At 28.8% G+C, this 20,880-nt stretch carries 18 protein-coding genes; 12 read left to right on the top strand and 6 right to left on the bottom strand.

Going from position 1 to position 20,880, the window contains the following annotated elements; genetic code table 11:
- The first annotated feature begins 12 nt into the window (after window positions 1-12).
- From GCL60_RS02220 to GCL60_RS02235, 4 genes are all read left to right on the top strand, one after another.
- Window positions 13-780, top strand: a complete 768-nt coding sequence (locus tag GCL60_RS02220) for a substrate-binding periplasmic protein (RefSeq protein WP_153418232.1) — start codon at window positions 13-15, stop codon at window positions 778-780.
- Window positions 781-860: 80 nt separating this feature from the next.
- Window positions 861-1,643, top strand: coding sequence for a substrate-binding periplasmic protein (locus GCL60_RS02225; protein ID WP_153418233.1), 783 nt, complete (start codon window positions 861-863; stop codon window positions 1,641-1,643).
- Window positions 1,644-1,915: 272 nt separating this feature from the next.
- Window positions 1,916-3,391: a methyl-accepting chemotaxis protein gene (locus tag GCL60_RS02230; RefSeq protein WP_153418234.1), complete on the top strand. Its 1,476-nt coding sequence runs from the start codon at window positions 1,916-1,918 to the stop codon at window positions 3,389-3,391.
- Between the two features lie 90 nt (window positions 3,392-3,481).
- On the top strand, window positions 3,482-4,960 hold the full coding sequence (locus GCL60_RS02235) for a methyl-accepting chemotaxis protein (RefSeq protein WP_153418235.1): 1,479 nt from the start codon (window positions 3,482-3,484) through the stop codon (window positions 4,958-4,960).
- Between the two features lie 415 nt (window positions 4,961-5,375).
- On the opposite strand, the gene GCL60_RS02240 is transcribed toward GCL60_RS02235, so the two are convergent.
- Window positions 5,376-5,528, bottom strand: coding sequence for a hypothetical protein (locus tag GCL60_RS02240; protein WP_153418236.1), 153 nt, complete (start codon window positions 5,526-5,528; stop codon window positions 5,376-5,378).
- Between the two features lie 200 nt (window positions 5,529-5,728).
- Window positions 5,729-5,866 (bottom strand): hypothetical protein, encoded by a 138-nt coding sequence (locus GCL60_RS02245; protein ID WP_153418237.1) that lies wholly within the window; start codon window positions 5,864-5,866, stop codon window positions 5,729-5,731.
- A gap of 467 nt (window positions 5,867-6,333) precedes the next feature.
- Here GCL60_RS02245 and GCL60_RS02250 point away from each other — a divergent pair, with 467 nt between their 5' ends.
- A complete protein-coding gene (locus GCL60_RS02250; protein ID WP_153418238.1) occupies window positions 6,334-7,464 on the top strand; it encodes an acyltransferase family protein in 1,131 nt (376 codons plus the stop codon).
- A 164-nt stretch (window positions 7,465-7,628) separates the two neighbouring features.
- Window positions 7,629-7,919: a hypothetical protein gene (locus GCL60_RS02255; RefSeq protein WP_153418239.1), complete on the top strand. Its 291-nt coding sequence runs from the start codon at window positions 7,629-7,631 to the stop codon at window positions 7,917-7,919.
- Here GCL60_RS02255 and GCL60_RS02260 read toward each other — a convergent pair.
- The gene (locus tag GCL60_RS02260) at window positions 7,876-9,183 is read right to left on the bottom strand and encodes a POTRA domain-containing protein (RefSeq protein ID WP_153418240.1); all 1,308 of its coding nucleotides are present in this window, start codon (window positions 9,181-9,183) and stop codon (window positions 7,876-7,878) included. The two genes, GCL60_RS02255 and GCL60_RS02260, sit on opposite strands and share 44 nt — an antisense overlap.
- A gap of 134 nt (window positions 9,184-9,317) precedes the next feature.
- The gene (locus tag GCL60_RS02265; RefSeq protein ID WP_153418241.1) at window positions 9,318-10,631 is read right to left on the bottom strand and encodes a nitrilase-related carbon-nitrogen hydrolase; all 1,314 of its coding nucleotides are present in this window, start codon (window positions 10,629-10,631) and stop codon (window positions 9,318-9,320) included.
- Window positions 10,632-11,461: 830 nt separating this feature from the next.
- Here GCL60_RS02265 and GCL60_RS02270 point away from each other — a divergent pair.
- Window positions 11,462-12,085 carry a hypothetical protein gene (locus tag GCL60_RS02270; protein ID WP_153418242.1) on the top strand — a complete coding sequence of 208 codons (624 nt, stop codon included), beginning with the start codon at window positions 11,462-11,464 and terminating at the stop codon, window positions 12,083-12,085.
- Window positions 12,086-12,210: 125 nt separating this feature from the next.
- A complete protein-coding gene (locus GCL60_RS02275) occupies window positions 12,211-12,693 on the top strand; it encodes a methylated-DNA--[protein]-cysteine S-methyltransferase (protein WP_153418243.1) in 483 nt (160 codons plus the stop codon).
- An 87-nt stretch (window positions 12,694-12,780) separates the two neighbouring features.
- Here the strand turns inward: GCL60_RS02275 and recA are convergent, their stop codons facing one another.
- Window positions 12,781-13,944 carry a recombinase RecA gene (gene recA / locus GCL60_RS02280; protein ID WP_153418244.1) on the bottom strand — a complete coding sequence of 388 codons (1,164 nt, stop codon included), beginning with the start codon at window positions 13,942-13,944 and terminating at the stop codon, window positions 12,781-12,783.
- Window positions 13,945-14,165: 221 nt separating this feature from the next.
- Here recA and GCL60_RS02285 point away from each other — a divergent pair, with 221 nt between their 5' ends.
- The 3 genes from GCL60_RS02285 (at window position 14,166) to GCL60_RS02295 (ending at window position 18,177) form a co-directional block, all read left to right on the top strand.
- Window positions 14,166-15,371: a D-alanine--D-alanine ligase family protein gene (locus GCL60_RS02285; RefSeq protein ID WP_153418245.1), complete on the top strand. Its 1,206-nt coding sequence runs from the start codon at window positions 14,166-14,168 to the stop codon at window positions 15,369-15,371.
- A gap of 130 nt (window positions 15,372-15,501) precedes the next feature.
- Window positions 15,502-17,604: an elongation factor G gene (fusA, locus tag GCL60_RS02290; RefSeq protein ID WP_153418246.1), complete on the top strand. Its 2,103-nt coding sequence runs from the start codon at window positions 15,502-15,504 to the stop codon at window positions 17,602-17,604.
- A 117-nt stretch (window positions 17,605-17,721) separates the two neighbouring features.
- On the top strand, window positions 17,722-18,177 hold the full coding sequence (locus GCL60_RS02295) for a hypothetical protein (protein WP_153418247.1): 456 nt from the start codon (window positions 17,722-17,724) through the stop codon (window positions 18,175-18,177).
- On the opposite strand, the gene GCL60_RS02300 is transcribed toward GCL60_RS02295, so the two are convergent.
- Window positions 18,160-18,918: a hypothetical protein gene (locus GCL60_RS02300; RefSeq protein WP_153418248.1), complete on the bottom strand. Its 759-nt coding sequence runs from the start codon at window positions 18,916-18,918 to the stop codon at window positions 18,160-18,162. The genes GCL60_RS02295 and GCL60_RS02300 overlap by 18 nt on opposite strands.
- A gap of 237 nt (window positions 18,919-19,155) precedes the next feature.
- Between GCL60_RS02300 and kdpA the strand changes: the two genes are divergently transcribed.
- Complete coding sequence (gene kdpA / locus GCL60_RS02305) at window positions 19,156-20,880, top strand: potassium-transporting ATPase subunit KdpA (RefSeq protein WP_153418249.1); 1,725 nt, start codon at window positions 19,156-19,158, stop codon at window positions 20,878-20,880.

The following is a 20,880-nucleotide window of genomic DNA, read 5'->3' on the forward strand; positions in this document are numbered from 1 at the left end:
AGGACATTTTACATGACATATTTTTTTCTTAATAAAGCAACAATTTTTAAAACATTTATTTCAGTATCTTTTATTTTATCTCTATCAGCAAAGGCAGAGGACATCACAATTTGTACACAAGTTCTTCCAGCTAAAACAGATAAACTAGGTGAAAATCAAGTTGGAGGTATTGGCGGAGAAATAATTACAAAAGCTTTAGAAGCTAAAAAAATATCGTTTAAAATGTCTTGGCTCCCTTGGAAAAGAGCTCAAGAAGAAACTTTAGAAAATTCAGATAAAAAATCTTTTATTATTCCTTTTACAAGAAATGCAGAAAGAGAGCCCAAATATAATTGGGTTTCTAAACTTTATGATGCAGAAACTATTTTTATTACGCAAAAAGGATCAGCAAAAATAAATTCAATGGCTGATGCTAAAGGGAAAAAAATTGGAGTTTTATTAGGTTCATCTTATGAAACTGCAATATTAAATACAAAAAATGGTTTTAATAGTACAGATATAGAAGCTGTTCCAAATGATGTGACAAATGCTAAAAAATTAGAGGCTGGGAAAATTAATACTTGGTATACTGGTGTAATTGGAGCAATTGCCACTTTTTCATCTGAAAAAATTGATAAATCCAAATTTGAATTTGGAAATAAAGTAGATGTAGAAGAAAACTATATTGCTACAGCAAAAAATACGGACGCTAATTTAGTAAAAAAAGTAAAAGATGCAATTGATAGTTTCAAGAAAACTCCTGAATATTCTTCAATTATAAAAAAATATACTGGAAAATAGTTAATTATATTTGATAATATTTAAAATAAAAAAAATTAACTTAAATATTATCAATTAAAATAATTGAAAAGGATTAAAAAATGTTAAAACAAAAAATAAATAATAAATTTATAAATAGAATTATAGTTTATTTGTTTGTTTTAAATTTTTTATCAATTAAAAATATATATGCAGAAGATGTTACAATTATTACCCAAGAATTTCCAGCTAAGACAGAAAAATGGGGAGAAAAAGAGATTGGCGGAATTGCAGGTGAAATTATAACTAAAGCTTTAAAAGAAAATAATATTTCTTTTAAAGTGATTTGGATGCCTTGGAAAAGAGCGCAAGAGTCATGTCTAGAAAATTTAGATAAAAAAACTTTTATTATCCCTTTTACTAGAAACAAAGAGAGAGAAAATAATTATATTTGGAGTGCAAAATTATATAATGCAGATACTATCTTTGTAACTTATAAGGGTTCTAAAATTATTAATTCAATTAGTGAAGCTAAAAATAAAAAAATTGGTGTTTTATTGGCTACATCATATGAACTATCATTATTAAATCCTAAAAATGGATTAAATAAATCAGATATTCGATCGGCTCCACATGACTATATCAATTTAAAAGATCTTCAAGATAAAACAATATATGCATGGTATACAACATCTATTGGAGCCTATTCTTTTTTGAGAGATCAGAAAGTAGATTTATCCTTGTTTGACTTTGGAAAAAAAATAGAAACAGAAGAAAATTATATCGCAACTGCAAAATCAACGGATCCAAAAATTATCAAAAAAGTAAAAAAAGCTATAGATTCATTTACTAAAACAGCTCAATATAATTCAATTATAAAAAAGTATACGGGTAAAAATCCTTGATTTTTATGATATAATATTAAAATAATCTTTTTATTTTAACTGTTTATAAGATGATGATATTTTATAATAAAGTTATTTTTAAAGGTATTAAAAATATTATAACCTACCTCCGATTATTTAACTGTTCAATGATAAATAGCAATGCCTTTTAAATATATGATATTATTGTATTATAAATATTTTTTATTCCAGTACTCATAAAATTAAATAAATATCTTATTTTTTAAACCGATATTTATATGACGCTATCGTTTTGAAAGGATAAAAGAGGGATGGATTTAAAGAACAAGTCTTTAAATATAAAAATTTTATATGTTATCATCCCTATTACTATTGTAACGATTGGACTTTATTTTGTTTATCAAATATTAGACACAAAAAAACAATTGCAAAATGAATTTGATAAAACAATAATAAACTCTGTTTTAATATTAAAGCCATCTTTGTCGGCAAATATATATAATTTAGAGAAACAAAATGTACTAAACTCTATAAAAGGACTTTTTATAAATGAAAATATTATTAAATCAGTAATTTTTAGTGATAAAAAGTCACCTTTTATTGGCTTATCACTTAAAGAAGATAAAACATTAGTTGAAATGCCTTTAGATTTAAATATAGCTGATTATACAACTGAAAATGATTTAAAAAACATACAAGGTGTTGTGATTTCAACAAATAAACAAAATAAAAGAGTATATTTGTCTAGCATAATAGATGTTGAGTCTAAAAGATTTGATGGAGTTATTGTTGTAGAGGCTGACATTAATCAACTTAACAAACAAATTTTAAAAATGATTTTTAGTGCAATTATAGGCACATTAATTTGTATTTTATCAATTATTATTTTATCTTACTATATAATTGACAAAATTATTACAAGACCATTAAATAGTTTAACTTTTGAAGTTGGCCATCAATCGGATGATATTTATGATACAAATAAAAAGTTAAATTCTTCATTTATAAAAGTTTCTAATTTATCTAAACAACAAAGTGATGGTATGAATCAAATTCAAAGCCAAATGGAGCAAATGGTCCATGCTGTTGATAGTACCAAAAAAAATGCAGAAGATTGTAACCGCATTGTAGATCATTTAAATACAAAAACAAAAGAAGGAAATAATATTGTTCATAGTATGACTTCTGCTGTTGAGAAAATAGATAAATCAAGTGAAAATTTGCATGATATTTCAAAAATAATTAAAGATATATCAACAAAAGCAGCGGTCATAAATAATATTGTATCTAAAACAGAATTATTATCTTTAAATGCTTCCATTGAATCGGCTAGAGCAGGAGCTTTAGGAAAAGGATTTTCTGTTGTTGCTGAAGAGGTTGGTAATTTAGCTAAGATGAGTGGAAAAGCAGCTAAAGAAATTCAAACACTTATTTTTGAAAGTCAAAAAGTAGCTGAAAGTGTTATTTTACAAATGAATAATAGTGTAATAGATATTAAAAATAGTTCAGTTAATGTCTCTCATTCTTTTAAAGAAATTTCTGATGAAGTGATTAATATTTTTAATAATACAAAAGATATTCAAAATTCTACTTCTATGCAAACAACGAGTATTAATGAAGTTTTAAGTTCAGTAAACAATGCAACATCATTAAATAGTGAAACGTTTAATGAAATGAATGGTTTGGTTGTGTATGCAAAAGAGATAGACACTCAATGTAATAAGTTAACAAATATTACAGTATCTATGAATGATATTATTTCAGGTTCTAAAAAAGCTAAATCTTAAAGTTAAATAGTAAAATAAAATCTTAATATTTTTCTTATAAATACCGATAAAAATATAGAAATTCATTTTGAATTAAGGAAATTTTAATTGATGAATTATTTTAATAATAAATCTTTAAATTTAAAAATTCTAATTGTAATTGTTCCAATCGTTATTGTCTCAATTAGTATTTATTTTATTTATGAAATTTTAGAAGCAAAATCTCAATTTCAAAATGAATTTGATAAATCTATAAGTAATTCCGTATTAATTTTAAAGCCTTCATTATCAGCAAATATTTATAATTTAGAGAAACAAAATGTTGTTAACTCTGTTAAAGGTTTATTTATAAATGAAAATATTTCTAAAGCAATTATTTTTGGTGAAAAAAAGACTCTATTTGTAGGTATTGAAATTAAAAATAACAAGGATTTTAATGAAATAACTTCAAATTTGAATTTATCTGAGTATACGAATATTTCTGATCTAAAATCGATTCAAGGTGTTATCGCTTTAACAAGTAAAAGTAATAAGAGAGTTTATATTTCTTCAATTGTAGATAAAGAAACCTCGCGTTTTGATGGTGTTATTGTAATCGAAGCAGAATTAAGCCAATTAAATAAACAGATTAATAAAATGATCTATACAGCAATTTTTGGTTTATTTCTTTGTGTTTGTTCAATTGTGATATTGTCTTTTAGTATTATTAATAAAATAGTATCAAAACCTTTGCAAATTTTATCTACTCAAATAGGGCAACAATCCGATGATATTTATTCAACAAACAAAAAACTAAGTGGCTCTTTTATCAGGGTATCAGGATTGTCTAAATCTCAAAGTGATTCGATTGTTCAAATACAATCCCAAATGGATCAAATGGTAGAAATTATTGCGCAAACTAAAAATAATGCAGATGAATGTATTCGCATTGTAGATCATTTAAATAATAAAACAAAAGAGGGAAGTAGAATTATAGAAACAATGACTCTATCTGTAGGAAAGATTGGTAAATCAAGTGAAAATCTCCAAAATATCTCGAAAATGATAGGAGATATTTCGGCAAAAGCAAAAGTAATTAATAATATTGTATCTAAGACCGAGTTATTATCTTTAAATGCATCTATTGAGTCTGCTCGAGCTGGTGCATTAGGAAAAGGCTTTTCCGTTGTTGCTGAAGAAGTTGGTAATTTAGCGAAAATGAGTGGTAAAGCTGCCAATGAAATTGATACATTAATATCTGAAAGCCAAAAAGTGGCTGAAATTGTAATTCTTGAAATGAATAATAGTGTCGGAGAAATTAAGAATAATTCAGTAAATGTTTCAAATTCATTTAAAGATATTGCTTCTGAAGTAACAAATATTTTAAGTAATACAAAAGAAATTCAAGATTCAACAAATAAACAAAACTCAAGCATTGTTGAAGTTGTAAGTTCGGTAAATACAGCTGGTGAAATAAATAATCAGACATTTGATGAAATGAAATCTTTAATTTTATTTGCAAAAGAGATAGATTTACAATGTGATAAATTAAAGAATATTATGGAATTAATGAATAATATAATTCTTGGTCAAAAAGATAAAATAAAATAAAATAAAATTTAAAATAATTGAGTTAAGCCAAAGCTTAATCCGTTTAGCTTAAATTGTGAAGTTTCATGACAAACGCTACATTTTGTGATTGAAATAAGTTTTGAATATATGAAAAAGAATGAAATTATTAAACCTAGAAATTCAAAATATTTATGATAGGTAGAACAAAAGTGAATGTCTCACATCTCTTGAAATATCACTCTTAAATGGAGTTATAGTTTGTGCATAATCTATTCTTACGGCTATTTTATTTATATTTTTAAATGGAATTCTAATTCCCATTTCATAACTAGAGGCACTTTGTTTGGAAATAAATTGATTTACATCGTCTCATTATACTCTTCTTTATTTGAATTTGTTAAATTTAATCCTGCTGTAGAGTTTATTAATGAAGTAAATTGAAGCCCACTTTGGCTTAGATCATTTCATCTATATTTAATATATCGTTTATTTCACTAGATTCTTGGAATACTATATTTAGTGAATTCAAACCAAGTTCTCTTTTTAAATTATCTTGCATGCTCCAACCTATTATGGATATTGAAAAAGTATCTAAAATTATGCACAAAAATAAATCCAGCCTTCTTTAGTTGGAATATAAGTAATATCGCTATTCAAATTTCATTTGGTTTATAGGAGGTAAAGTCTCCTGAAATTAAATTTGGACTATTTAATGCTTGTTTATCAATTTTTGTTGTTGTTTTAAACCATTTATAAAAACCACTTTTAGAAATGCACATTACTTTACAAAGTTAAAAAATTGCATAATTAAGCTTCTCTAGCAAAATAAACTCGTACTTTAATCGAGCTGCTTTGCAAAGAATAATTTAAGTTATCCTTTTTGCCATTACAGCGTTTCCAACTATTCAAAGAGGGATAAGAAACTCCAAACTCCTTAGCTATCAAATTGGACAACCCTTCTATATGAACGCATAAGTTTATAGCATATTGTCCACTAAAAGGAATTACTTTAGCTATTATTTCAATGAGGATTTAAAAACAGCATTTTTGTTTAGACATGGAAATGTTGAGTTTGTCAAAATCTATTTTTAAACTCATAAGGAAGTTCTGAGAAATTTTTGAATAAATTAAAGAAGATAAAATTAAAAAGTGAAAAGCATTAAAATTTTCTGATAATATAATCTCCGATTATAATTGAATTATATATCTAATATAGAAATGAAAAAGTAAGCAAATAAAAAAAGACTAATTTTTTGATAAACTAAATTTAATGAAAAAATTATATAATTTAATGAAATATCTAATAAAAAAAATTAGAACAATATATTTATTGAAATTTATAATAAAAGATATTAATCAGTAGTCGTTAAAATGTATATGAGAGTGTGTCCTTTAATGAAATGAGATTATGAATGTATAACAAAGAAGTTAAAGATATAAAAATTTCTCAAAGAATTAGCGGAATCGATTCTTTAAGAGGAATAGCAGCTATTATTATGGCTCTTTTTCATGCAAATTCTGCCTTTGGTTTAAATTTTAATGTCCCTAATTTTAGATTAGATATTTTCTTTATATTAAGTGGGATTATAATGGCACTAGTTTATGAAGATAAAATATATAGTGGAAAAATTAATTTTAAAGATTATTTTGTAAAAAGAATCTCAAGATTGCTACCTTTGCATTATATTACATTATTTTTGACATTAATTTTATTTATATTATATATTATTTCAGGTAAATCTTACTTGGTTCCTCCTGAAAGTAATATTTTTACTTTTTTTCTTCATCTTTTTCTTCTTCAAAATATTGGATTAACTGAGACTCTTACTTGGAATTATGTTTCTTGGTCAATTTCAGCTCAAATAATTATTGAAACTATTTGGTTTTATTTTTTGTATAAGAAAAATAAATCATCATATTTATATTTGTTTGTAATTATAATCTGCATGTTTATTATAATTAAATCTTTTGGTTTAGGCTTTGTTGATGTTGCATCGAATCCTAGTATAATTTATATTAATGCTGGTATGTTAAGATATTTAATGGATTTTTGTATTGGAGTGTTAATTTATAGATTTTTCTGTGTTAGATTTAAAATGTTTTATATGATTCCGAATTATATTTTAAATGTTATTTCTCTTATAATAATGATATATCTTATAACAATTTGGACCTTCAAAAACTTATATTTTGAAGGTTCAGATTTTGTTAATGCTTTATTTGTTTATCCTTTATTAATTTGTATTTGTATTAATAACAAAACGATTCTTAGTAAAATTATAAATACTTATTTTCTATCTTATTTAGGAAAAATCGCATATTCAATATTTCTGATTCATCCTTTAATTATTGTATTATCATGGAAGATTCAAAAATATTTTGATTTTCATTGGATTCTATTGCTTTGTTTATATTATTTTATATTAATTGTAGCATCCCATCTTTCATATAATTTTATAGAAATTCCAGGAGCAAGATTAGTAAATAAAATATTTGAAAAAGTTAAAAAAAGAAAAAATTATGTAATAAAAATAAACAATTGATAAATGAGATTAATGTTTAAGTGTAAAATTTTAAAGTGATTTATATTATATATTATGATCGTGATCCAACTTTACAGATGATACTTTTTTCCTAAGAAAAGGTGATACGATCCTTAAAAAGAAGGCTGTTATATTACATAATTTTCTTCATATTCTAAAGGTGCATGATAATCAAGGGCAGAGTCAGCACGAATTCGATTATAAAACACCTCTATACAAATAAAAAAAACTCAAGTTTTGTTGAAGTTGTAAGTTCGGTAAATACAGCAGGTGAAATAAATAATCAAACATTTGATGAAATGAAAACCTTAATTTTATTTGCAAAAAAAATAGATTTACAGTGTGATAAATTAAAGAATATTATGGAATTAATGTATAATATAATTCTTGGTCAAAAAGATAAAATAAAATTTAAAATAATTGAGTTAAGCCAAAGCTTAATCCGTTTAGCTTAAATGGAGTAATAGTTTGTGCATAATCTATTCTTACAGCTATTTTATTTATATTTTTAAATGGAATTCTAATTCCCATTCCATAACTAGATGCGCTTTGTTTGGAAATAATTTGATTCACATCGTTTCCTGTATTTGCCATATCAAAAAAGGGAACTACTTGAAAAGCAAAAGTATTACCTTCCCAAGCAGTATATCTGAATTCAAAATTGAGATAATAAGCTGTTTTCCCATTAAATTGGCTATAATTAAATCCTCTAACTTTATCTAAACCTCCCAAGAATGTGAGTTTAATTGGGTTATTAGAATCAGTGCCATAAAATCCAAGGCGAGTTGCAATATATGTGCTTTTTAAGAAAGAGATAGGATAAAATCCTAAAATAGTTGCTGTTGTTTCATTATAATCTTCTTTATTTGAATTTGTTAAATTTAATCCTGCGGTTGAATTTATCAATGAAGTAAATTGAACCCCACTTTGAGTTAATTCATTAAAGTTAATAATGCCTAAGTTTAGTCTTGATTGCAAAGAAACAGTAGTATAGCTATAAGGGGTTTTAATATTATTTTGTTGATTTATATTTACTTCATCTGTACTTAAAATATCATTTATTTCACTAGATTCTTGATATAAAATACCTCCACCATAATCAAAATAATCAGTAAATTTCCAGAGAAAATAAGGATTAATAGAAGATCCTTTGAATGATAAGTATCCTATTTCTTTGCTATTTGAGTCAAAATAGATATCCTTTTTATTAATGACATTAGCTATTATTCCCATTATAACATTATTATCAAAGGCATAATTATCTAATAATGATAACGATAAATTTGGTTTATTGTTTTCAACTTTTATATTAAAATTAGCGATATAAAGTTCATTAAAAAGATTGGTATCAAAAACACCAACAGAATAATATGAAGTTCCCCCTCCAGAACCTGCTATTAGATAAGGGATAATTGTCCATTTTTTTTCCATGTTAAAAACGATTTTTATTTCATTTTTACTTTCTTTAACTTCAATAATTTCTGCAGTTACATTTGTAAAAACAGTCGTGTTTTTTATATTTTGGATAGCATTATCTATTTTCGATTTATTGTATTCTTCCCCACTTTTCAATTGAGTTATACTTTTTAAAGTTTCAATTGATGTATTTTCATTGCCTTTAAATTCGATCTCTTTTATTTTTCTAGTTTCAGAAAAACATTCAGAAAAAATAAATATTTCAATTACAATAATCGCTAAAATAAATTTATTTTTAAACATTTAAAAAACCTAAGTGAAATAGTTAATATAAAGTAATTTTCAGGTTTTACTATTAAATTTTTATTTTTTCAATAGGTTAAGGAGAATAATAAATTTTTTATTATTTGCTATAAAATTCAAAATTATGAAATTAGTCATTTGATTTTTTTAATACATTTGAATCTTACAATGTTATAGACTTCAGTTTCGATTGGGTGTATTTCAAATTTATTTTTTAAATAAAAATTTACATTTTCTTCATCCGTATCTACTTCTATTTTTTTATTAAATTTGTTATAAATATAGTTTAAAAAATAGGAACCTATTTTTCTTCCTCTTAGTTCTTCTTTTATAGATAAATGCTTGATTAGTATTTTATCATCTAGAATATGTGCTGCAAGAATTCCAATAAGTTCTTTTTCTGAAGATGAAATATGTGAATTAAATTCAGAATAAATGGCATACATTTTTAATGGAGATTCTTTATTTTTTGTGTATTTATCAATTAATTTATTGAGTCTATCTTCATCATGAAAATGCAATGACTTATTTAAGTGAAATTTAATTTCAGATTTATTAAAATTATCTTGTGAATTTAATTGAATGATTGTTAAATTTATTTGTTTTATATAATTATTAAAATAGTTATTATAAGCAGAATTCATAAGCTTTATCAGGCATGATTTTCCAGAAAAAAACACTTCATTGGAATAAATATTTAATGTAGTAAACGAAATTTTTTGAATTAAAATTTCTTCTTTAAATTTATTTCCCTTTAAAATTAAATTCCCTTGGCTATCAAAAATGGAAGCATAACCTGAACAAATATATTTGCCATCAAAATCCCAAATAATATCGCTTGTAATAAGCCATACTTTGTTTTCGTAGGCTCTTGTGATGTAATTCGTTCTTTTTTCAAGATGTTCAGAAATAGTTTGAAAATTTTTGTTCTTATTATAGGATAGACAAAATATAATTTGTGCATTTTGTAGAGCAAGTATTCTTGCAGGTTCTATAAAAGAGGCATCTGTAGAAATGATAATTCCATATTTGATTCCTTTTTTTTCAAATATAGGAAATGATATTCCGCAGCTAAAATAATCAAAAGGTGGATGAGAATATGATTTTCTATATTTTCCAATACATAATCCACTTTCAATAACAACAGCTGTGCTATAAATTTTATTATTTTCTTCTTCAATTAATCCTAGGATCAGTGTTGTTTTAAAATTTTTAATACTCTCACAAAAATCTTTAAAATATTTTTCACTCAAATTTATTGAATTTTGGGAAGCGTCATTAAAATTTTCGAAAATACCCTGTAAAAAGCATTCAGGCATGCATAAAATATCTACATGATTATTTTCGCAAAATATTAAAGAATCTTTAATTTTATTTTGATTATAATTTAAATTTTTTTCTTTAATTTTTCCTTGAAATGTAGCTATTATTAAATTATTATTTTCCATATAATCAACTTAAAGTTTAAATATTAGTTATAAAATAAAAATGAATGATATTAGAATTCATTTTTATTTTATAACTAATACATAAAATGGATGATTTAATCAAATTTATTTATATGATATTGTTTTGTGATTTTAAGTGTATGATTTTTTGGGTGTTAAAAGAAACAAAGGGGATAAAACTTTTATCTCCTTTGTTTTTATTTTTATAGATAATAAATTTTGAAATAAAATTTATTTTTGTATTTCTTTTTTATCTATTTGTATGAAGTTTGTATTTTTATGAGATGCAAAAAAAGCTAAGCAAATTAATAAAAATATATAGTATTTAATCATGTAGTTCTCCTTTATAATTATATAATAGTATATAATTTTCCTATTTTATATTTATATTTTAATTAAATCAATTAAAAATTTGTGTTATTTTAAATAAATTTGTAATATATCAATAATATCATGTAATAATAATTTCTATTTTTGTTTATTTAAGTTAAATTGTTAATTTATCGCTTGTTTTAATTGTATAAAAAACATAAGAAATTCTTTTTAATGATTAATGGTGGTTAGGATGCCATTCTATAATAATCTTAAGTAACTATAATCTTTTGAAAAATATTTATTTTTAAGTAAAAATAAAATTAGAATTAAATATATTTTACTATAAATAGGTAAAAATTTTTTCATTGTTTATTTGATTATTAGGCAATAATTTCATATTTGATTTCCCTATAACTGGTGTATTTTAATATAAAATTAGATCTGTAAAATTAATTTAATAAGATAATTTATGGAGGTTTTTTATTAATTTACATAAAATATTTATATACATTAATATGCTTTTTAGTGCTAATATCTGCTTTTCTCAGGAATTTTCTAGTTCTGGTGGCGGCAAAATAGATTTACTAGTAAGTGGCGGTTATACTGCAATTAAAATTCAAAGTAACACATACACTGGTTACGAAGCTGGAATAAAGTTGCTTGTTCCGTTTATGACTTCAAAAGATTTTTATGTTGGTCTGGGTGCTAAATATGATTATGCGACATTTGATCCTCCTTCTACTCAATCTCAAGTTTCATTTAGTCATCAATATGACTCGTTTTTAGCTGGACTCGATTTTGGTTACAAATTCACAACTTCGTTATTAGACATTTTAATTAATCCCTATGCCTATTACTCATTTTATGATACTTGGCTTCAAACAACGACAACCGCAACTTTCCAACAGACATATTCACCTTATATTATCCATAATCTAAATTATGGGATTGGCCTTTGTCTACTTTTTAAAATTATGTTTGATTCTAACACTGGATTATATCTTGGTCCTAGCGGTTATTATTCGAATGCTTATATGGTTTACCAAAATGCAACAGATAGTAAAGGTAACAAATATGCGGGAGGTGAAGGGTCTTATTCTTTATATACAGCTAATTTTACCGTGGGAATGTTCTTTTAATTTATTTTGAATCCTCTCTCTTTCTATTTTTAAATGAATTCATTATATTTAATTTATATTTGCAAATAAAATAGAAATCCTGTATTAATTTCTGTTCTATCTTCAGAAAGAAGGAGATTAATGACATGATTTTATTGCAAACAAAAATAAATTCCCTAATTGGAGATCTTTATCTTGTTGCTTCAGAAAAAGGTTTAAAAGGTGTTTATTGGCAAAAACAACCCTATCAATTTCATGATTATAAAAATGAAAAAATAAATTATATTTTATCTCAAACAGAAAAACAGCTATCGGAATATTTTTCGGGTCATCGTCGTGAATTTAATTTAGATCTCGATATAGTAGGTACCCCTTTCCAAAAAAAAGTTTGGAACCAATTGCTTAAGATTCCTTATGGAACTACTTTTTCTTATCTTGAAATTTCGAAACAGATTGACAATGAAAAAGCGTTTCGAGCAGTAGGTAATGCAAATGGAAAAAATCCATTTAGTATAATTATTCCTTGTCACCGTGTGATTGCTTCTGACGGATCTTTGGGGGGTTATGCTGGTGGAGTTGATAGAAAAATAAAATTATTAAATTTAGAAAAAAATAGGGCTTGTTTATAAAAACCCTTATACATTGCGCTTATGTTTAAAGGTAACAAGTATATTCTTGTTACCTTTAAAAATTTTATGAGCCTGTGGGATAAGTTTTTATTCTGCAGTTGCTGTCGCCCCGGCACCGCGGCGTCCAGGTTTTGCTGGTGTAGATTGTGAAGAAGGAAGAACTTGTGTTGCTCCTGGAAGGGATTTTACACCGGATTCTTCTGAAGAGCTTTCACTGTCAGAGGATGTTGCTGTTTTAATTAAATTAGCGCGCGCTCTAACAGCTGTTTCTATTTTTGCTAATGTCTCTGGGTGTTCTCGCAAATATTCTTTTGCGTTTTCTCTTCCTTGTCCAAGGCGTTCTCCATTGTAAGTAAACCAAGTTCCGCTTTTTTGAATGATTTCGGCATCAGGTGAAGAAGCAAGATCAAGAAGATCTCCTTCTCTGCTAATTCCTTGTCCAAACATAATGTCAAACTCAACTTCTTTAAATGGCGCTGCCACTTTGTTTTTTACAACTTTTACTTTTGTGCGATGCCCTGTGGTGTCATTTCCATTTTTAATGGCAGCCGCTCTACGGACTTCTAGGCGTACAGAGGAATAAAACTTAAGCGCTTGGCCACCCGTTGTTGTTTCGGGATTGCCAAATACAACTCCAATTTTCATACGAACTTGGTTGATAAAAATAACGCAGCAGTTTGTTTTAGAAATGCTTCCTGTCAGCTTACGAAGTGCTTGGCTCATAAGACGTGCTTGAAGACCCATGTGGCTGTCGCCCATTTCGCCTTCAATTTCTGCTCTTGGAGTAAGAGCAGCAACGGAGTCGACAACAATGAGATCCACTGCGCCACTACGAACAAGCATATCAACGATTTCAAGTGCTTGTTCTCCATTGTCGGGTTGGGAAACAAGAAGATCAGAAGTGTTTACACCAATTTTACGTGCATAACCAACATCAAGAGCATGTTCGGCATCAATAAAAGCAGCGATACCTCCCTTTTTTTGGCATTCGGCAATGGCATGTAGCGTGAGTGTTGTTTTACCACTGGACTCCGTCCCATAAATTTCGACAATACGCCCTTTTGGAATGCCGCCCACGCCAAGGGCAACATCAAGGCTAATAGAGCCTGTAGGGATTACCTGTATTTCCTGAGCAATTTTTGATTCATCGGAAAGGCGCATGATCGTGCCTTTCCCAAATTGTTTTTCTACAGATTGGAATAAGGTTTCGAGAGCCTTAAATTTATTCGCATTCGATTCAACAGCCGACATGGTCTTCTCCTTTTATTGCAAAGATAAATTGCACATGCTTAGATATAGATAGGTATTCGATAACGTGCAACCAGGTACTTGTGTAGTATGCTTCCTTTGGGAAGGATACCATACATTTGTATTATCTATTTTTTCATAACCCTTGTTCAGTTTCAATTCAAGTGGGGTAAGTGTATTTTCCAATTTGGGTGTATGATTTTTGTAAAAGAGGGAGAGAAAAAATGGAACGCGATGAAAATAAGGAAAAAGTAGTAGCTGTATTGTTTGGCGGAAGATCCAGTGAACATGAAATTTCATTAAGATCCGCTCTTTTTATTTTAAAAAATATTCCTGAAAAATATAAAATGATTCCTGTTGGAATCAATCGAAATGGCATGTTTTATAGTTTGTCAGGTACATTTAAAGCAAGTGATTTTGTAAATGTTACAGTTGAAGATCTTGCAATTATTGTCAAAGGAAGTATTCCTGTTTCATTAGCGGGAAGAAAAAATCTAAAAACACTTTTGTTACCTTATATAAAAGATGAAATTCAAAAACAACCTTTACAATTTTCTTATTCTGATTCTGGCCAAACAGATCAATTTCGTATTTTAAATTTAGATGCATCTTGTTTTTTTCCTGTTTTACATGGACAAAATGGAGAAGATGGTCGATTGCAAGGTCTATTTGAATTAGCTGAAGTAGCATATGTAGGCTGCGATATGCGTTCAAGTGTTGTAGGAATTGATAAAGACATTCAAAAACGACTTGCAAGAGATGCGGGTGTTTCTGTTGCAAAATATGAGCTCATTGAGGCTGAAGGATTTGAAAAAGAAAAAGAAAAAACAATATCACGGATAGAAAAATCAATAGGCTATCCATGTTTTGTAAAACCAAACTCTCTAGGTTCTGCGGTTGGCACAGGAAGGGCAAAAGATCGTTTAGAATTAGAAAAACTAGTAAAAGAAGCTCTTGCTTTTGATCAAAAAGCATTAGTTGAAGAGCCTATGGTGGGAACTGAGGTAGAATGTGCATTTTTAGGTACAGCTTATTCTCCTAAAGTGACAAAAGCGGGTGAAATTGCGCCAAAAGATTTTTATTCTTATGAAGAAAAATATGCCAATAGTTCAGAGGCGGAACTTTTTATTCCTGCCCGTTTATCAGATGAAAGAATGATTGAGTTGCAAGAATCTGCAAAAAAAATTGCCAATGTAACAGGCATTTCTGGTTTATGCCGGATAGATTTTTGGAATTGCAAAAAAACCAACCGTTTTATATTTAATGAAATTAATACATTACCAGGCCTTACTTCCATCAGTATGTTTCCCAAATTGTGGGAGCATGAAGGTGTTTTAGGAAAGGAATGGATTGAAGAAGTGATTGAAGAGGCTTATCTTCGGAAGAAACGTGTTGATAAAAGCCAATATGGTATAAAAGCAACAATCTAGTATCTTCCTAATAGAAAAGCCTAAAAATGGCTATTGAAATTCAATGAAAAATCAGATAACACAGGGCGTGTTTCCCGTCCGCTGGTTTGGACTGAAGTTTTAACCATTTTTATGTTGAGTTGGATTAATCATGACAATCAAAGACCTCTCCCGTGTAAGAAATATTGGTATTTCTGCCCATATCGACTCAGGAAAGACGACTCTTTCCGAACGTATCCTTTTCTATACTGGAAAAATCCACAAGATTGAAGAAGTAAAAGGAAAATCTGGTGTTGGCGCAACAATGGACAGTATGGATCTTGAGCGTGAAAAAGGAATAACAATTCAGTCCGCTGCTACATTCTGCCAGTGGAAAGACCTATGGGTCAACCTTATTGACACTCCTGGTCACGTTGACTTTACAGTTGAAGTGGAACGTTCCCTTCGCGTTCTTGATGGTGCTATTCTTGTTCTTTGTTCTGTGGCTGGAGTTCAGTCTCAGTCCATTACAGTTGACCGCCAAATGCGTCGTTACCGTGTTCCTCGTATTGCATTTGTAAACAAAATGGACCGCGCTGGCGCGAATCCATACCGCGTATGTCAACAGCTTCGCGAAAAATTAAATCATAATGCTTGGATGGCTCAAATGGCTATCGGTGCAGAAGATCGTTTCCAAGGTGTTGTCGATCTTCTTACTATGAAAGCATTTTATTTCGATGGTGCGAATGGTGAAAACGTTCGTGAAGAAGAAATTCCAGTAGACATGATCGAAGAAGCAAAAACTCGTCGTAGTGATCTTATTGGAGCTCTGGCTGACTTTGACGATGTTCTTGCTGAAAAATTCTTAGGCGACGAATACGTTTCTGCTGAAGAAGCTGCAAAAGTTATGCGTAAAGCCGTTATTAGCTTACAATTTACTCCTGTATTCTGCGGTTCCGCATTTAAGAATAAAGGTGTTCAACTTCTTTTAGACGCTGTTGGTTCTTATTTACCAGCTCCAAACGAAGTTTCTAACGAAGGTCTTGACCAATCTAACAATGAGGCTCCATATCCTCTTAAATCTGAGCCAGATCTTCCTCTTGTTATGCTTGCGTTTAAACTTGATGAAACACGTTATGGGCAGCTTACTTTCATGCGTATCTACCAAGGTACTGTGAAAAAAGGCGATATGCTAATCAATATGGCTTCTGAAAAACGCGTTAAAGTGCCTCGCATTGTGCGCTTACACTCTGACGAAATGGAAGATATTGAAGAAGCTTCTGCTGGCGACATTGTTGCTTTATTTGGTGTTGATTGTGCATCTGGTGATACATTCACAGACGGCAAAATTAACGTAACTATGGCTTCTATGTATGTTCCAAATGCGGTAATTTCTTTGGCTGTTGCTCCTAAAGACAAAGCAGCACAAACAAATTTCTCAAAAGCATTAAATAAATTTACAAAAGAAGACCCAACTTTCCGCGTTTCCCGTGATGAAGAATCTGGCGAAACTATTATTGCTGGAATGGGTGAACTTCACCTTGAAATTTATGTTGAACGTATGAAACGTGAATTTAACTGTGAAACCATTGTTGGCAAACCACAAGTTAACTTCCGTGAAGCACTTACACAACGTGCTGAAATTAACTACACACACAAAAAGCAATCTGGTGGTTCTGGTCAGTTTGCTCGTATCGTTGGTTATATGGAACCATTGGTTGATGCTGGTGATAAAATCTATGAATTTTCTGACGACACTGTTGGTGGTTCTATTCCAAGACAATTTATCCCTGCTTGTGAAAAAGGTTTCGTAGAGCAAATGAAAACAGGTCTTCTTATTGGAGCTCAAGTTGTTGGCGTGAAACTTATCGTAAATGATGGTTTACACCACCCAGTGGACTCTAATGAAATGGCATTTAAAACATGTGCGATGACAGGGTTCCGTGAATCTTACATGAATGCAAAACCTGTTATTCTTGAGCCAATCATGAAGGTTGGTATTGAAGGTCCTGAAGAGTTCCAAGGAACAATGATGGGTCTTATCAACCAACGTCGTGGTGTTATTATGGGTACAGCTGGAAACGGCGGCTACTGCCAAATTGAAGCTGAAGTTCCATTAACAGAAATGTTTGGTTTCTCAACAGATCTTCGTTCTGGTACACAAGGTAAAGGTGAGTTCTCTATGGAATTTGCTAAATATGCTTCTGTTCCACGTAATGTTCAAGACGACATGATAGCAAAATACAAAGCAAAAAGAGCTGCTGAAAACAAATAATTTTCATTTATACTCGTTTAGTTTGAAAAACCGCATGAATGGTATCATAATCATCATGTGGTTTTTTTTATGTTATTTTTTAAATATGAAACGAGATTATAAAATATAGGGGAGTGTATGAAAGTATCGAGTGAAATTTCTAGCGGGCTTTCTTCATTAGTTCAAGTACATGGAACAATTTTACAACAACTCAGAATTCATAAAAACATATGTAAGTTGTGGGGCTATGAAAAATTAGCGGCTGTCATTTTGACTCAAAATGATTCAGTTTGTTGTCATTTAGACAAACTAATTACAATGATGCTAAAGGAAGAATATATTTTTGATCTTCAAAATTTAAATAAATTAAATATAGGCCAAACAGTTGAAGAAATTTTGGTCAGTGATCGAATTATGGCGGAATCATGTGGAGAATTAGCTGTAAAGCTTACGCTAATTTCTCACCAAATAGAAATTCGTAAAACTCTTGAAGAAATGTCTTTATTGCAAAGATCATATGCGAGTTTAATGGATCAACAACTTGAGCTTGTCAGACAAATGGGAACTCAGTTTTACTTAGCGACTCGCTGTTGATTTTGGCAGAAATTTCGTTTTTTTAATTTTCCATTTTTTTATTGGTTTATTTAATGAATTTTCAAATTTAGTATTTAATTCCTTTAATGTTTCTTGTAATTGTTTTATTTCAGAGTTTAATTGAAAAATAGAGAGTTGAATTTGATTCATAACTTCTTTATTGTTGAGAATCATTTTTTGTAACAAGTGTTCTTTCTTTAAATTATATTGATTTAAAGATTGAATGAGGTTTTCATTTTGTATTGACTTTTCTTTTATGAAATGAATATTTTTTTTTGTTTCAATTTTTTCTTCTTTATTTTGCTCACTTAAAAAAATTGTTTTCGCTGAAAATAAGACTTTTGAATTTGTTTGATTTTTTAAATTTCTTTTTTTTAATTGAACCGTTTCGGCAGAATAATTATTGTTTTCATGAAATTCAATATTTTCTTCTGTTTGGTACTTTACGGCTTTTTCTAAATACGAGTTATGAAATTGATTTCCTTGTAATTGCGATCTTTGATGATTTAAAATTTCACTTAGCTTATAAAATAGGCGATTTCTGGTATCAATTTTGCGGCGTTCATATGTAAAAACACCTTTACTCGTTAATTGAGATAATCGCGATCGATTTACACCTAATATTTGAGCAGCTTCTTCTGCGCCTATTGTAAAACTCTCTATGTTTTCTTCATACGTATGAATCTCATTTCTATTTTGTTTTTTATCAAACTGTTCAAACATATTTTGAGTTTCAGACATTCGAATGTTCCTCGGAAAAGTTGCATTTACCAAAATGCAGGAATATATACCTCTGAATACCATACCACAAAGGAGGCATAGTACCTTATATTTCTCATTTAAATTTAGAATAAATCTTATTGATCAAGGAATATATACATGTACTCACAGTTCGTTGACTATGGATTAATTGCTGTTTCCATAATCGTTTTTTTATATCTATTTTATATGCTAATTTTTTCAGAGGATTAACTTAAAATGAAAATTCAAGATATTTACCAACTCATTTTTTTTGTTTTGGTTTTACTTGCTGCATCTTATCCTTTAGGCCTTTATATCAATAAATTAATGAGTGGTGAAAAGGTCTTCTTAATCCCGATTTTGTCTCCCTTAGAAAAATTAATCTATAAAGTAACGGGAATAAATATAAATGAAAATCAATCTTGGCAGAAATATACATTTGATTTAATTGTTTTTAATTTAATTATATTTTTATTCACTTTTTTTCTTTTAAAATTCCAGAATGTTTTACCTTTAAATCCACAAAATTTTCCCGGGCTATCTAATGAGCTATCTTTTAATACAGCGGTTAGTTTTTTAACGAATACAAATTGGCAAGCATATTCTGGTGAAAGTACGATGAGTTATTTTTCGCAAATGGTTGCTTTAACTTCCCATAATTTTTTATCTGCTGCGACAGGTTTTGCAGCATGCATTGCGATTATAAGAGGCTTTTGCCATTCCGAAACAAAAGGAATTGGTAACTTTTGGGTGGATTTAACAAGATCTATTCTTTATTTGTTACTTCCTTTGTCTTTTATTTTAGCTCTTATTTATATTTCTCAAGGTATGATCCAAAATTTTTCTCCATACACACAAATAAAAACATTAGAAGGGGCAAATCAAGTGATAGCCCAGGGGCCTGTAGCTTCACAGGCCGCTATTAAGCTTCTTGGTACAAATGGCGGTGGTTTCTTTAATGCAAATGCGGCTCATCCATTTGAGAATCCAAGCGCCATGATTAATTTTATTCAAATTTTAACTATCATTTTAATTCCTAGTGCTTTGGTATTTACGTTTGGAAAAATGGCAAAACATATGAAGCACGCTGTTTCTATTTGGATTACGATGGCTATTTTATTTTTGGTAGGAGTTTTTGTCTTTTCCTATTATGAATATTTAGGCAATCCAAATTTTGTAAATCAACTTCACTTAAATTCTTCTTTAAACATGGAAGGTAAAGAAACACGTTTTGGTATTTTTGCGACTTCACTTTTTACTACAGTAACAACGGATTCTTCCTGTGGTGCCACAATGTCTGCTCATAGCAGTCTGACTCCTATTGCAGGAATGGTTGCTTTAGTTAATATGTTATTAAATGAAGTTATTTTTGGTGGAGTAGGCTCTGGTTTATATGGAATGTTACTTTTTGTTGTGATTGCTGTCTTTATTGCTGGTTTAATGGTTGGTAGAACGCCAGAGTATTTAGGTAAAAAAATTGAATCCTATGAAATTAAAATAGCGATGTTTCCTGTAATTGGAATTAGTGTAGCAATTTTGGTTGGTTTAGCTATAGCTTCGGTATCTACAATAGCAAAATCATCAATTGGAAACCCTGGAACTCATGGTTTTAGTGAAATGTTATATGCTGTTACTTCCACTGTTCAGAATAATGGAAGTTCCTTTGGATCTTTAAATGCAAATACTTCGTTTTGGAATTATTTAACTTCAATATTAATGATTTTTGGTCGTTATTTAAATTTAATACCTTTACTCGCCATAGCAGGTTCTATGTCGAAAAAGAAATCACGTCCCATGTCTGAAAATTCATTTCCAATTCATGGTGGTGTGTTTATTATTTTGCTTTTAGGTACTATACTTATTGTTGGTGCTTTGGTTTATTTTCCCGCATTATCACTAGGCCCTGTTTTAGAACATTTGCAATTATTCTCTTCTGTTCTTTCTTCTTCAGGAGCTAAATAA

Origin of the sequence: Silvanigrella paludirubra, from assembly GCF_009208775.1 — a bacterium.
Classification (GTDB): Bacteria; Bdellovibrionota_B; Oligoflexia; order Silvanigrellales; family Silvanigrellaceae; genus Silvanigrella; species Silvanigrella paludirubra.

Excerpts from the sequence above, each read along its gene's own strand:
- GCL60_RS02285 (WP_153418245.1), top strand. The coding sequence starts at position 14,166 with ATGGAACGCGATGAAAATAAGGAAAAAGTAGTAGCTGTATTGTTTGGC.
- recA (WP_153418244.1), bottom strand. The coding sequence starts at position 13,944 with ATGTCGGCTGTTGAATCGAATGCGAATAAATTTAAGGCTCTCGAAACC.
- GCL60_RS02255 (WP_153418239.1), top strand. The coding sequence starts at position 7,629 with ATGATAATCAAGGGCAGAGTCAGCACGAATTCGATTATAAAACACCTC.
- GCL60_RS02295 (WP_153418247.1), top strand. The coding sequence starts at position 17,722 with ATGAAAGTATCGAGTGAAATTTCTAGCGGGCTTTCTTCATTAGTTCAA.
- fusA (WP_153418246.1), top strand. The coding sequence starts at position 15,502 with ATGACAATCAAAGACCTCTCCCGTGTAAGAAATATTGGTATTTCTGCC.
- GCL60_RS02235 (WP_153418235.1), top strand. The coding sequence starts at position 3,482 with ATGAATTATTTTAATAATAAATCTTTAAATTTAAAAATTCTAATTGTA.
- GCL60_RS02220 (WP_153418232.1), top strand. The coding sequence starts at position 13 with ATGACATATTTTTTTCTTAATAAAGCAACAATTTTTAAAACATTTATT.
- GCL60_RS02225 (WP_153418233.1), top strand. The coding sequence starts at position 861 with ATGTTAAAACAAAAAATAAATAATAAATTTATAAATAGAATTATAGTT.
- kdpA (WP_153418249.1), top strand. The coding sequence starts at position 19,156 with ATGAAAATTCAAGATATTTACCAACTCATTTTTTTTGTTTTGGTTTTA.
- GCL60_RS02250 (WP_153418238.1), top strand. The coding sequence starts at position 6,334 with ATGTATAACAAAGAAGTTAAAGATATAAAAATTTCTCAAAGAATTAGC.
- GCL60_RS02230 (WP_153418234.1), top strand. The coding sequence starts at position 1,916 with ATGGATTTAAAGAACAAGTCTTTAAATATAAAAATTTTATATGTTATC.
- GCL60_RS02265 (WP_153418241.1), bottom strand. The coding sequence starts at position 10,631 with ATGGAAAATAATAATTTAATAATAGCTACATTTCAAGGAAAAATTAAA.
- GCL60_RS02300 (WP_153418248.1), bottom strand. The coding sequence starts at position 18,918 with ATGTCTGAAACTCAAAATATGTTTGAACAGTTTGATAAAAAACAAAAT.
- GCL60_RS02270 (WP_153418242.1), top strand. The coding sequence starts at position 11,462 with ATGCTTTTTAGTGCTAATATCTGCTTTTCTCAGGAATTTTCTAGTTCT.
- GCL60_RS02275 (WP_153418243.1), top strand. The coding sequence starts at position 12,211 with ATGATTTTATTGCAAACAAAAATAAATTCCCTAATTGGAGATCTTTAT.
- GCL60_RS02260 (WP_153418240.1), bottom strand. The coding sequence starts at position 9,183 with ATGTTTAAAAATAAATTTATTTTAGCGATTATTGTAATTGAAATATTT.